General features: G+C 69.2%; 8 protein-coding genes. 5 read left to right on the plus strand and 3 right to left on the minus strand.

The window, feature by feature from the left end; genetic code table 11:
* Positions 1–3719 (plus strand): DNA translocase FtsK (locus BLA15945_RS16125; protein ID WP_320205722.1); only part of this gene is annotated, 3719 nt, incomplete at its 5' end.
* Positions 3720–3822: 103 nt separating this feature from the next.
* Here the strand turns inward: BLA15945_RS16125 and BLA15945_RS16130 are convergent.
* The gene (locus BLA15945_RS16130; RefSeq protein ID WP_155627119.1) at positions 3823–5067 is read right to left on the minus strand and encodes a lactonase family protein; all 1245 of its coding nucleotides are present in this window, start codon (positions 5065–5067) and stop codon (positions 3823–3825) included.
* 165 nt (positions 5068–5232) lie between these two features.
* Here BLA15945_RS16130 and BLA15945_RS16135 point away from each other — a divergent pair, with 165 nt between their 5' ends.
* Positions 5233–7062, plus strand: coding sequence for a glycoside hydrolase family 15 protein (locus BLA15945_RS16135; RefSeq protein ID WP_174992917.1), 1830 nt, complete (start codon positions 5233–5235; stop codon positions 7060–7062).
* Between the two features lie 223 nt (positions 7063–7285).
* A complete protein-coding gene (locus tag BLA15945_RS16140; protein WP_174992918.1) occupies positions 7286–8776 on the plus strand; it encodes a polyhydroxyalkanoate depolymerase in 1491 nt (496 codons plus the stop codon).
* Between the two features lie 81 nt (positions 8777–8857).
* Here the strand turns inward: BLA15945_RS16140 and BLA15945_RS16145 are convergent, their stop codons facing one another.
* Complete coding sequence (locus BLA15945_RS16145) at positions 8858–9490, minus strand: TetR family transcriptional regulator (protein ID WP_059233539.1); 633 nt, start codon at positions 9488–9490, stop codon at positions 8858–8860.
* Between the two features lie 156 nt (positions 9491–9646).
* On the opposite strand from BLA15945_RS16145, the gene rsxB reads away from it, so the two are divergent.
* On the plus strand, positions 9647–10663 hold the full coding sequence (rsxB, locus tag BLA15945_RS16150) for an electron transport complex subunit RsxB (protein ID WP_174992919.1): 1017 nt from the start codon (positions 9647–9649) through the stop codon (positions 10661–10663).
* A complete protein-coding gene (gene nth, locus BLA15945_RS16155; protein WP_042976184.1) occupies positions 10660–11304 on the plus strand; it encodes an endonuclease III in 645 nt (214 codons plus the stop codon). The genes rsxB and nth overlap by 4 nt, the downstream gene beginning before the upstream one ends.
* A gap of 102 nt (positions 11305–11406) precedes the next feature.
* Here the strand turns inward: nth and BLA15945_RS16160 are convergent, their stop codons facing one another.
* Positions 11407–12336, minus strand: a complete 930-nt coding sequence (locus tag BLA15945_RS16160) for a DMT family transporter (RefSeq protein WP_059233537.1) — start codon at positions 12334–12336, stop codon at positions 11407–11409.
* Between the last annotated feature and the right edge of the window lie 76 nt (positions 12337–12412).

Below are 12412 nucleotides of genomic sequence, written 5' to 3' on the forward strand. Positions count from 1 at the left end.
CGCCCCGGCCGGTTGCCGGTGCGCAACCGCCGCGTCCGCCGGTGCGCCCGGCCACGGGCACGGCCGCCGCCGGCCAGCCGCCGGACGCGGCACGCCGCCGCCCGTCGCCGCCACAACCGGCGCGCGCGCCGCTCTATGCGTGGACGGAGAAGCCCGCCGCACCGATCACGCCGGCACCGAGCGTTCACGACACGCTGCGCTCGATCGAGGCCAGCACCGCGCAATGGGCGACGATCGGTAGCGCGCAGTCGGCCGATGGCACACACGCGGCGGCGGCAGCCGCGACCGTGGCGGGTATCGCCGCGGCAGCCGGCAGCGTGGCCGCGCCCGCGTCGGCAGCCGTGTCGAACGCGTTCGCCTCCGCGGCGCACGGCATCGCAGCCCATGACGCCGGCGTTCCGCTCGAACACGATGCAGCGCCCGCCTACGACGACCACGCACCGATCGTGCTCGACGCATTCATGCCGGCAGAATCCGGTATCGCGCACGCTCCCGTTGTCGATTCGGGCACCTCGGCATTCGACGACGCCGCACGGCACGCAGTGCCGGATACCGGCATCGACGATGCCGTGTTCCCGCATCGCGCGGGCGACGCGATCCGTCACGTCGACGATGCGCCCGCCGCACACGCATCCGGGATCACACCCGCGCCGTCGTTCGATGCACCGATCGACCTCGCGCCGTGGGAAGACGTCGCCCGCCCGCCGGTTTTCGCCGCGCTCGACGTACCAGTCGCGCATCCGATCGCCGAGTCGCCGCTGGACGCGGCAGGATCGAAGCCCGTCAATGCCGCCTTCGCACAACCGCAAGGTGACGCGGTTCGCGACTTCGCGGCAAGCAACCCGGCGGCGTCCGTCGATATCGACGACACGCACAACGCGCGACCGGATCCTGCGATCGATCCCAGGCCGCAGGACGTCGCCGATCCGCTGACCGGCGTGAAACCCGCCGGCAGCCTTGCTCCGTTCGCTGCCCTGCCCTCTTCGTCGATCGCCGGCGCATCGGCGCACGCGCTTTCCGGAACCACGCCGGTTGCGGCCACGTCCGCACCGGCTGCAACGAGCCCCGCACTGGAAGCCCTCAAGCCGGTCGAGGCGGAACGCGAGGCACCGCTGTCGGCCATTGCCCAAGGCACCACGACCGCCACACATTGGGCGCCGCCGCCCCCGCCGACGGTACAACCTGCAACGACGCATACGGCCGCCTCGGCCGGACTGCCGCAATCGCCGGCAGTTCAGCCGTTTGCCGCAGCATCGACGGCCTCGGCCGCCGCTGCCTCGCCGCTGGTCGGCACGGCCAACGGCTCGACGGCCCGGGCGCCCGTCGCCGCATCGAGCATCGCGCCCGTCTCCGCAGCCGTTTCACCGGTCGGTGCGACCGGCACGGCCTCGGCTTCGCCGTCGCAACCGGCCGCATCGGTATCGCACGTTGCTTCCGCCGTATCGACCGCACCGGCCAGCGTCACGGGCATGACCTACGGTTCGCTTCCGCGCGCTTCGATGCCCGCATCGACCGATGCGCCCGCCGTGACGCCATCGACGAGCAGCGCATCGGGACCGACGTTCGGCTCGCCCCTGCAGACTTCCGCCACGCCGGCGCCCGCTGCCGCGACGCCCGCGACCTTCACGTCCGCACCGGTTATCGCCCCCTCTTCGGTGCCTGCATCGACGCTGTCGCCCGACACGGCAACCCCGTCGGCCGGCACCGCATTCGGCACCTCCGGCGCTGCCGCTCCGCAGCCGGCAATCAGCCTGTCCGTACCGCCTGCCGCCCCCGCCGCGACGTCGCTGCCGATGTCGACGTCCTCCGGCACGATCGCTTCGACGACCACCGCCGCAGCGACGCCTGCCCACCCGGTCGCAGGCTCGCCTGCCGCCGCGCTCGGATCGCTGGTGTCCATCGGTGCGGCAGCCGCCACGCAGGCTCCGTCGATCGCGTCCGCGCCCGCCGCAACCGCGACCCCGGCGTTCACGACATCGCCCGCCCCTGCCACAACGTCGACAAGCTGGTCCGTGTCGAATGACCTGTCCGTCACGCCGGCGGCCGCATCGACCGTGGCGCCGCAGCCGTCAGCAATCGTCCCCGGCTCGAGCCTGTCGATGCCGCCGGCGGCCATCGCTTCCGCGCCGATCGGCGCAAGCGAACCGGCCGCGCCTGCGATTGCCGACACCGCGCCCCCCGACACCCCCGCGCGCCAGCCGCGCCCGAACGCGTTCGAATTCCACGCACCGGCGACGTTCAGCGTCGAACTGCCGACGCTCGACCTGCTCGAACCGGCGTCCGACGACGTCGAAACGATCACCGAGGAACATCTCGCGCAAACCGCCCAGGTGATCGAACAGCGGCTGCAGGAATTCAAGGTCCCCGTGACGGTCGTCGGCGCATCGGCAGGCCCCGTGATCACGCGCTTCGAGATCGAGCCCGCGCTCGGCGTGCGCGGCAGCCAGATCGTCGGGCTGATGAAGGATCTGTCGCGCGGCCTCGGCCTCACGTCGGTCCGCGTCGTCGAGACGATTCCCGGCAAGACCTGCATGGGCCTCGAACTGCCGAACGCGAAGCGCCAGATGATCCGCCTGTCGGAAATCCTCGCGTCGCGCGAGTACCAGCATTCTCAATCGCAACTGACGATCGCGATGGGCAAGGACATCACGGGCCACCCGGTCGTCACCGATCTCGCGAAGGCGCCGCACATGCTCGTCGCCGGCACGACGGGGTCGGGCAAGTCGGTCGCGATCAACGCGATGATCCTGTCGCTGCTGTACAAGGCGACGCCGGAAGACGTGCGGCTCATCATGATCGACCCGAAGATGCTGGAGCTGTCGGTATACGAAGGCATCCCGCACCTGCTCGCGCCGGTCGTCACCGACATGAAGCTCGCGGCGAACGCGCTGAACTGGTGCGTCGGCGAGATGGAGAAGCGCTACCGGCTGATGTCGGCCGTCGGCGTGCGCAACCTCGCGGGCTTCAACCAGAAGATCCGCGACGCGGAAGCGAAGGAAAAGAAGATCGGCAATCCGTTCTCGCTGACGCCCGAGGATCCCGAACCGCTGTCGAAACTGCCGCTGATCGTCGTCGTGATCGACGAGCTGGCCGACCTGATGATGGTCGCCGGCAAGAAGATCGAGGAGCTGATCGCGCGCCTCGCGCAGAAGGCGCGTGCGGCCGGCATCCACCTGATCCTTGCGACGCAGCGTCCGTCCGTCGACGTGATCACGGGTCTGATCAAGGCGAACATCCCGACGCGCGTCGCGTTCCAGGTGTCGTCGAAGATCGACTCGCGCACGATCCTCGACCAGATGGGCGCCGAGTCGCTGCTCGGGATGGGCGACATGCTGTTCCTGCCGCCGGGCACCGGCTATCCGCAGCGCGTGCACGGCGCGTTCGTCGCCGACGAGGAAGTGCACCGGATCGTCGAGTACCTGAAGCAGTTCGGCGAGCCGCAGTACGAGGAAGGCATCCTCGACGGCCCGGCCGCCGACGGCGCGACGCAGGACCTGTTCGGCGAAGCGCCGGACGCGGAAGCCGATCCGCTGTACGACGAAGCCGTCGCGTTCGTCGTGCGCACGCGGCGCGCGTCGATCTCGTCGGTGCAGCGGCAACTGCGCATCGGCTACAACCGCGCGGCACGCCTCGTCGAGCAGATGGAAGCGGCCGGGCTCGTGTCGGCGATGGGCATCAACGGCAGCCGCGAGGTGCTCGTGCCGGCCGCGGCCGACTGAGCGCGGCGGCCGGGCAGCCGCCGTCGATCGATACGGGCGCACCGGCGCCCCGAAAAAAAGGGCGCTGCATCGGCAGCGCCCTTTTCATTTGCGGCTTTGGCCTTTACTGCACCGGCACCAGCTTGAAGTCGACCGGCTTGCCGACCGCAACCTTCTGCGGATTCGCGCCGAGCTGCCCCGTTTCGACATCGCGGCTGAACACGTAGAACGTGTCGCTGTCCTGGTTGCCGACGATCAGCCACTTGCCGGTCGGATCGATCAGGAACTCGCGCGGCGTCTTGCCGAGGCTCGACTGGCGGCCGACCTGCTTGAGCCGGCCGTCGGCCTTGTTCACCGCGTAGATCACGAGGTCGTTCGCATCGCCGCGGTTGCTTGCGTACAGAAAGCGGCCGTCCGGCGACAGGTGGATCGCGCCGCCGCCGACCTTGCCCTTGAAGCCCGGCGCCGTCATCGATACCGTCTCGACCGGCGTCAGCTTGCCGTCGTGATAGCCGAACACCTCGACCGACGCGTTGAGCTCGCTCGTCACGTACGCGAACCGGCCGTCGGCGCTGAACACCATGTGACGCGGGCCCGAGCCGGCCTTCACCGGCGTGTAGCGCGTGTCGGTCGGGCTGATCAGCCCGCGGCTGCCGTCCACCGTGTAGCGGTAGCCGTAGATCTTGTCCGCGCCGAGATCCTGCACGAACAGGTAGCGGCCGTCCGGCGAAAACACCGTCGAATGCACGTGCGCGCCGTCCTGGCGGCCTTTCACGGGCCCCGTACCTTCGTGGTGCACGGTCAGCACGGCCTGGCCGACCGCGCCGTCGTCACGCAGCGGAAACACCGCGAAGCTGCCGCCCGGATCCTTCGCGACCGAGTAGTTGGCCGTCACGAGGTACTTGCCGTCCGGCGACAGCGCGAGATAGCAAGGATCGTTCCCTTCCGACGACACGCGGTCGATGAAGCTCAGCGCACCCGTCTTCGCGTCGAAGCGGAACGCGCTGACGCCGCCGCGCTGCGACGCCGGCCCGTCGTCGCCGGGCAGTTCGTTGACCGCGTAGACGGTGCGACCGTCGCGGCTCGGCAACAGGTACGACGGGTTGACGGTCTTCGCCGACGATACCGGCGCAACGCTGCCGTTTTTAGTATCGAAGCGGTAAACATAGATGCCGTCGCTGCCGCCGCCGGTATAGGTGCCGACCAGCAGGTTGTAGACGCCGTCGGCCGGTGCGGGCGATTGCTGCGCAAATGCGTGGGTCGCGGACAGGGAGAGCACGATCGCGAAACCTTTCATCCAGTGAGCGAGCCTAAGCGGGAACCCTCGTGTCGAAGCGCGTGCGTCACGCTCGCGTAAACGGTTGGGCATTGAATCCTCCTTGCATCGAGTCGCTTCAAGTGTTGAGATAGGACGAAACGCCGGCCGTTCATGCGCTCCGCCGCCCGGCCGAGTATACGGGGCGCGACGCCCGGGCGTGAAGCCCGGGCGCCGCCGTCCGCATTGTGAACTCGAATACCCAAGGATCGCCTGCCCATGCCCGCCCTGATCGAAGACTACGCCCTCGTCGGCGACGGCCACACGGCCGCGCTGATCTCGAAAGACGGCTCCGTCGACTGGCTGTGCTGGCCCCGCTTCGATTCGGGCGCCTGCTTCGCGGCGCTTCTCGGCACCCCCGAGCACGGCCGCTGGCTGCTTGCTCCCGCTGCCGACGCCGCGATCACGCACACCACGCGCCGCTATCGCGGCGACACGCTGATTCTCGAAACCGATTACGAAAGCGCCGACGGCGCCGTCACCGTGATCGACTTCATGCCGCCCGGCAACGGCTGGTCCGAGCTGGTACGGATCGTCGTCGGCCGCCACGGCACGATGAAGATGCGCATGGAACTCGTGTTGCGCTTCGACTACGGCTTCTCGATCCCGTGGGTCACGCAACTGGCCCGCGAGGACGGCATGAAGGCGATCGCCGGCCCCGACACCGTCGTGCTGCGCACGCCGGTGCCGCTCACCGGCAAGAACCTCCATACGCTCGCGGAATTCACGGTCAGCGCCGACGAGCGCGTGCCGTTCTCGCTCAGCTACGCGGCGTCGCACATGCGGCTGCCGCCCGCGCGCGATCCGCTGTCGATGCTCGCGCGCACCGAGAACTACTGGCTCGAATGGTCGGGCCGCTGCCAGGTGCAGGGCCGCTACGCGGCGGCCGTGCGCCGTTCGCTGATCACGCTGAAGGCGCTCGCGTACGAGCCGACCGGCGGCATCGTCGCGGCGCCGACCACGTCGCTGCCCGAGAAGATCGGCGGCAACCGCAACTGGGACTACCGCTTCTGCTGGCTGCGCGACGCGACGATCACGCTGCTCGCGCTGATGCGCGGCGGCTACTACGACGAGGCGCGCGCCTGGCGCACGTGGCTCGGCCGCGTGATGGCCGGTTCGCCCGAGCAGATCCAGATCATGTACGGGATCGCCGGCGAGCGCCGGCTGCCGGAAATGGAGCTCGACTGGCTGCCCGGCTACCAGGACTCGAAGCCGGTGCGCGTCGGCAACGGCGCCGCGAACCAGCTCCAGCTCGACGTATTCGGCGAGGTGATGGCTGCACTGCACCTTGCACGCGTGGGCGGCCTGCAGGCCGACGACACAGTCTGGTCCGTGCAGTGCGCGCTGCTCGACCATCTCGAGAAGATCTGGCAGGAACCCGACGAAGGCATCTGGGAAACGCGCGGCGGCCGCCTCCATTTCACGTTCTCGAAGGTGATGGCGTGGGTCGCGTTCGACCGTGCGATCAAGTCGGCGGAAATGTTCCGGCTGCCCGGCTCGCTCGACCGCTGGCGCGCGCTGCGCGAGCAGATCCATGCCGACGTCTGCGCCAACGCGTGGCACGAGGGCAAGCAGGCGTTCGCGCAGAGCTACGGCAGCGACGAGCTCGACGCGAGCGTGCTGCTGATGCCGCTGCTCGGCTTCCTGCCGCCGGAAGACCCGCGCATCGTCGGCACGGTCGAGGCGATCGAGCGCGAATTGCTGCATGACGGGCTCGTGATGCGCTACCGCACGACCGATTACGACGACGGCCTGCCGCCCGGCGAAGGCACGTTTCTCGCGTGCAGCTTCTGGCTGGTCGACAACTACGCGCTGCTCGGCCGGATCGACGACGCGCACCGGCTGTTCAGCCGGCTGCTCGCGCTGTCGAACGACCTCGGGCTGCTCGCGGAGGAGTACGACCCGGTCGCCGGACGGCTCGTCGGGAACTTCCCGCAGGCGTTCTCCCACGTGGCGCTCGTGCATACCGCGATGAACCTGATGCACCACGAGGAGGCGATGGCTCGGGCAGCCGGCCAGCCCGCGCCGGCCGTGGCGACGGGGCGTTGACAGGGGGCTGAACGGGGGCGCGGGCGGCTTGGTCAGAGATCGTCAAATCGCAAAATTTTGATGAAAAATCGGGGAAATGTTGCATTGCACCACCCATCGTTGTCCGATATGATCGACGCGATTGTCCGGCCGCACTGCAACATGGCCGGCCGCTGACCCATACGGCACGCCGCGACGCCCCACGCCGCCCTTGCGCACCGTCCCCCACGCGGGAGTAGCCTGCATGCTTTACCAACTGCACGAATTCCAGCGCGCCATGCTGAGCCCGCTGACGGCCTGGGCCCAGGCCGCGTCCAAATCGTTCGCCAATCCGTCCAGCCCGTTCTCGCTGATGCCCGGCGCGACCCGCATGGCCGCCGCGTACGAACTGATGTACCGGCTCGGCAAGGATTACGAGAAGCCCGAATTCAACATTCATCAGATCGTCAAGGACGGCCACAACATCCCGATCGTCGAGCAGACGATCGTCGAAAAGCCGTTCTGCCGGCTGCTGCGTTTCAAGCGCTACTCGGACGACGCCGAGGCGGTCACGCAACTGAAGGACGAGCCGGTCGTGCTGGTCTGCGCGCCGCTGTCGGGCCACCACTCGACGCTGCTGCGCGACACGGTGCGCACGCTGCTGCAGGATCACAAGGTCTACATCACCGACTGGATCGACGCACGGATGGTGCCGGTCGAGACGGGCCCGTTCCACCTGCACGACTACATCGCGTACATCCAGGAATTCATCCGCCACATCGGCGCGCGCAACCTGCACGTGATCTCGGTATGCCAGCCCACGGTGCCGGTGCTCGCGGCGATCTCGCTGATGGCGAGCCGCGGCGAGGATACGCCGCTCACGATGACGATGATGGGCGGCCCGATCGACGCGCGCCGCAGCCCGACGTCGGTGAACTCGCTCGCGACGCAGCACTCGACCGCGTGGTTCGAGAACAACGTGATCCACACGGTGCCTGCGAACTATCCGGGCGAAGGCCGCCAGGTGTATCCGGGCTTCCTGCAGCACACGGGCTTCGTCGCGATGAACCCGGAACGGCACGCGCAATCGCATTGGGATTTCTACCAGAGCCTGCTGCGCGGCGACGAGGAAGACGCCGAAGCGCACCGCCAGTTCTACGACGAGTACAACGCGGTGCTCGACATGGCCGCCGAGTATTACCTCGAGACGATCCGCGTCGTGTTCCAGGAATTCCGGCTCGCGGAGGGCACGTGGGATGTCGAAGGCGAGCGTGTGCGGCCGCAGGACATCAAGCACACCGCGCTGATGACGATCGAGGGCGAACTCGACGACATCTCGGGCAGCGGCCAGACGCACGTCGCGCACGAGCTGTGCACGGGCATCCCGCAAGACGATCGCCGCAGCCTGACCGCCGAGAAGTGCGGCCACTACGGGATCTTCTCGGGCCGCCGCTGGCGCACGATCATCTACCCGCAGCTGCGCGATTTCATCCGCGAGCATGCGCCGGAGCCGAAGCACGGCGCGACGAAGGATCACCCGGACGCGCCGGCGGCCACGACGCTCGCGGCCGTGCCGGCCGCCAACGCACCGACCGAAGCGACGCGCGCCACGGTAGCGAAGCGCACGCGCGCGAAGGCGCCGGCCAAGGCCGCCGCAGCCGTCGCCCCCGCCAAGGCCGCGCCGGCCGCGCCGGCCGCGAAGCGTGCAGCCAGCACCCCGCGCGCAAAAACCGTTCGCGCGCGCAAGGCGGCCTGACGCACCGCGTTCCGACGAAAAAACGCCGCCGTTGCCTGTGCACGGCGGCGTTTTCACATCCGGCGGCCACTCGGCGGCGCGTCAGCGCCGCAGCAGATACGCGAGCAGTACCTCGGTGTTCATCCGGACCATCTCCGCGCGCTCGTCGGTGTCGGTGAAGTCGCGGCCGAGCGTCGCGGCAAGCGTGAAGCGGTTCGACACGATGTAGTAGCCGAGCCCCGACAGCGTCACGTAGAAGCGCAGCGGATCGACGTCGCTGCGGAACAGCCCGGCCTTCTGGCCGCGCGTCAGCACGTTGCCGAGCTTCGCGACGATCGGCGACATCATCTCGCGGATCCGCGTCGACTTGTGCAGGTAGCGCGCTTCGTGCAGGTTCTCGTTGTTGATGAGCCTGAGCAGCTCCGGATGGTCGCGGTAGTAGTCCCAAACGAAATGCGCGAGCCGCGTGACGGCTTCGACCGGCGCGACGCCGTCGAGCTCGAGCACGCGCTCGGCCTCGGTCAGCGCGGAAAACGCATGTTCGAGCACGGCCGTAAAGAGCTGCTCCTTGCTGCCGAAGTAGTAATAGAGCATGCGCTCGTTCGTTTCGGCCCGGCGCGCGATCTGGTCGACGCGTGCGCCGAACAGCCCTCCACTCGCGAACTCTTCGGCTGCCGCCATCAGGATGCGACGGCGCGTACCTTCAGGATCTCTTTTGATTTTTGGCTGATTCATGGTGGCGTTTTGCTATGTGAGCCGCTTGATCCGGACCGGCACCCCCACCGCCTTGGCGCCGGCCGCCCTGGAACGGGCGCGCCGCGTGCGGCCGCCCTCCTGCTGAGCCCCTGCAAAAAAGCGGTTCGATTATGCGCACAGACGGCGTCCAGCGCAATGCGGGAAATCGGTGATAATCGAGCTTTGGCAAACCTTTCCGGCTGCGCCCGACGCGGCCGAGAGCCATTCGGCGCCGCTGCGCCCGTTGTTACCGTGACCGACTCCAAAACACTCGCGGATCGCATCGAAGATCTGCTTCCCCAGACGCAATGCACGAAGTGCGGCTATAACGGCTGCCGTCCGTACGCCGAGGCGATCGCCGCCGGCGACGCGAACTACAACCAGTGCCCGCCCGGCGGCGCCGAAGGCATCGCGCGCCTCGCGGGCCTGCTCGGCAAGCCGGTGATTCCGCTGAATCCCGTCAACGGCAGCGAGCATCCGCGCGCGGTCGCCTTCATCGACGAAAGCCTGTGCATCGGCTGCACGCTGTGCCTGCAGGCCTGCCCGGTCGACGCGATCGTCGGCGCGCCGAAGCAGATGCACACGATCATCGAAGCGCAGTGCACGGGCTGCGACCTGTGCGTGCCACCCTGCCCGGTCGACTGTATCGCGATGCTGCCGGTGACCGGCGATCGCACGGGCTGGGATGCGTGGTCGCAGGAACAGGCCGATGCCGCGCGCGAGCACCATGACCTGCGGCTCGCCCGCCAGCGCCGCGAACGCGATGCCGCCGAAGCGCGCGCCGCCGCACGACGCGCGGCCAGCGCCGCAAAGCCGGCCGCGGAACAACCTGCGGCGCAGCCTGACGCACCCGCCGCCGCACCCGCCGCCGCACCCGCCGCTGACGACGCCGACGCGAAGAAACGCGCGATCATCGCCGCCGCGCTCGAGCGCGCGCGCAAGAAGAAGGAAGAGTTGTCCGGACAAGGCGCCGGGCCGAAGAACACCGAAGGCGTGAGCGCGGCCGTCCAGGCACAGATCGACGCGGCGGAGGGCCGCCGCAAGCGGCTCGCCGAACAGCAGGCGCAGCGCGACGCCGAAGCCGCCGATGCAGGCGGCAGCGATCAAGCGAACGACGCAGGCAACGACGACCCCGGCGGCCCGTCCGCGCCGCCCGACCAGAACGCTCCATGAACGCCAGCAAACGACGCGCGATCTACGAAACGCTGCAGAGCCTCAATCCGCATCCGACCACCGAGCTCGAGTACTCGACGCCGTTCGAGTTGCTGATCGCCGTGATGCTGTCCGCGCAGGCGACCGACGTGTCGGTCAACAAGGCGATGCGGAAGATGTTCCCGGTCGCGAACACCCCGCGGCAAATCGTCGCGCTTGGCGAGGAAGGCGTCACCGAGTACATCAAGACGATCGGCCTCTACCGCACCAAGGCGAAGAACGTGGTCGCCACCTGCCGGATCCTGCTCGACCGTTACGACGGCGAGGTGCCGGCCGATCGCGAAGCGCTCGAAGGCTTGCCGGGCGTCGGCCGCAAAACCGCGAACGTCGTGCTGAACACCGCGTTCGGCCAGCCGACGATCGCGGTCGACACGCATATCTTCCGCGTCGCGAACCGCACGGGGCTCGCACCGGGCAAGGACGTGCGGGCCGTCGAGGCCGCGCTCGAGAAGTTCACGCCGAAGGAATTCCTGCAGGACGCGCATCACTGGCTGATCCTGCACGGGCGCTACGTGTGCAAGGCCCGCAAGCCCGAATGCTGGCATTGCGCGATCGAGCCGCTGTGCGAATTCCGGCCGAAGACGCCGCCGCCCAACGAGTAAGCGTCAGGCGCGAGCACACGCGCCGTGCCGGCCGATCGACCCGCGTCCGCACGGCCGGATCCGTAGGCGCGGTCGCGGCGCGTGCGGCTTGCCCCTCTCCGACTACGCGTTGGACGTCGCCGTCGCATCGTCGGCCGCCGCGCCACCCGCCCGCACGAGCGCCAGCACGGCCGCCAGAATCGCAACACCGCCCGCCCACTGCAGCGGCGACAGCGCCTCCCCGAACAGCAGCGCCGCGAGCGCAACCGTCACGACCGGTTCGAGTGTCGACAGCATCGACGTGCGCGCGGCCCCGAGCCGCTCGAGCCCTGCGAAGAACGCAAGCATCGCCGCGACCGTCGACACCAGCGCGATCGCGAGCATCGACGCCCAGCCGCCGCCGGTCGCCGGCCAGCGCGGCGGCGCGCCGAACGCCGCGGTCCGCACGACGGCGATCGCCACGAGCGTCGCGGTGGCCGACAGGCAGATGATCGCGGTCGTCGCGAGCGGATCGACGCCGCGCGTTGCCTTCGTGCCGCCGACGATGTACAGCGAGTAGATCACCGCGGCCGCCAGCGCGAGCGCGATCCCGAGCGGTTCGCCGTGGCCGCCGCCGACCATCAGCGCCGACCCCGCGACGCACAGCACCAGCGCGACGGCCTTCGCGTGCGTCAGGCGTTCCCCGAGCCACCACGCGGCCAGCAGCGTGACGAACGCCGGATACAGGTACAGCAGCAACGCGACAAGGCTCGCCTGCGCATGCTGCAGCGCGCTGAAATAGCAGAACGACTGTCCGACGTAGCCGACCGCGCCCATCGCCACGAGCGGCACCAGCGCGCGGCCGCGCGGCCACGCGACGCGGCGGTGCCGCGCGATCGCCGCGAGCACCGCGCCGCCGATCGCGAAGCGCACGATCAGCAGCCCGAGCACGTCGACGCCGGCCGCATACGCGTAGCGGCCGAAGATCGCCATTGCGCCGAACGCGGCGGCGGACAACGCGACGTAGAGCGTGCCCTGCAGGGCGGCGGACGATGGGCGGACGGTGGCGGTCATGATGAAGCGGGCGGGCAAGGCGCCGTGACGGGAATCGTCGGAGTGTAGCGGCGCGGCGGCGCCGAGCCTAGCCCGC

Source organism: Burkholderia arboris (assembly GCF_902499125.1).
GTDB lineage: Bacteria > Pseudomonadota > Gammaproteobacteria > Burkholderiales > Burkholderiaceae > Burkholderia > Burkholderia arboris.

Excerpts from the sequence above, each read along its gene's own strand:
- BLA15945_RS16130 (WP_155627119.1), bottom strand. The coding sequence starts at position 5,067 with ATGCCCAACCGTTTACGCGAGCGTGACGCACGCGCTTCGACACGAGGG.
- BLA15945_RS16135 (WP_174992917.1), top strand. The coding sequence starts at position 5,233 with ATGCCCGCCCTGATCGAAGACTACGCCCTCGTCGGCGACGGCCACACG.
- BLA15945_RS16140 (WP_174992918.1), top strand. The coding sequence starts at position 7,286 with ATGCTTTACCAACTGCACGAATTCCAGCGCGCCATGCTGAGCCCGCTG.
- BLA15945_RS16145 (WP_059233539.1), bottom strand. The coding sequence starts at position 9,490 with ATGAATCAGCCAAAAATCAAAAGAGATCCTGAAGGTACGCGCCGTCGC.
- rsxB (WP_174992919.1), top strand. The coding sequence starts at position 9,647 with ATGCGGGAAATCGGTGATAATCGAGCTTTGGCAAACCTTTCCGGCTGC.
- nth (WP_042976184.1), top strand. The coding sequence starts at position 10,660 with ATGAACGCCAGCAAACGACGCGCGATCTACGAAACGCTGCAGAGCCTC.
- BLA15945_RS16160 (WP_059233537.1), bottom strand. The coding sequence starts at position 12,336 with ATGACCGCCACCGTCCGCCCATCGTCCGCCGCCCTGCAGGGCACGCTC.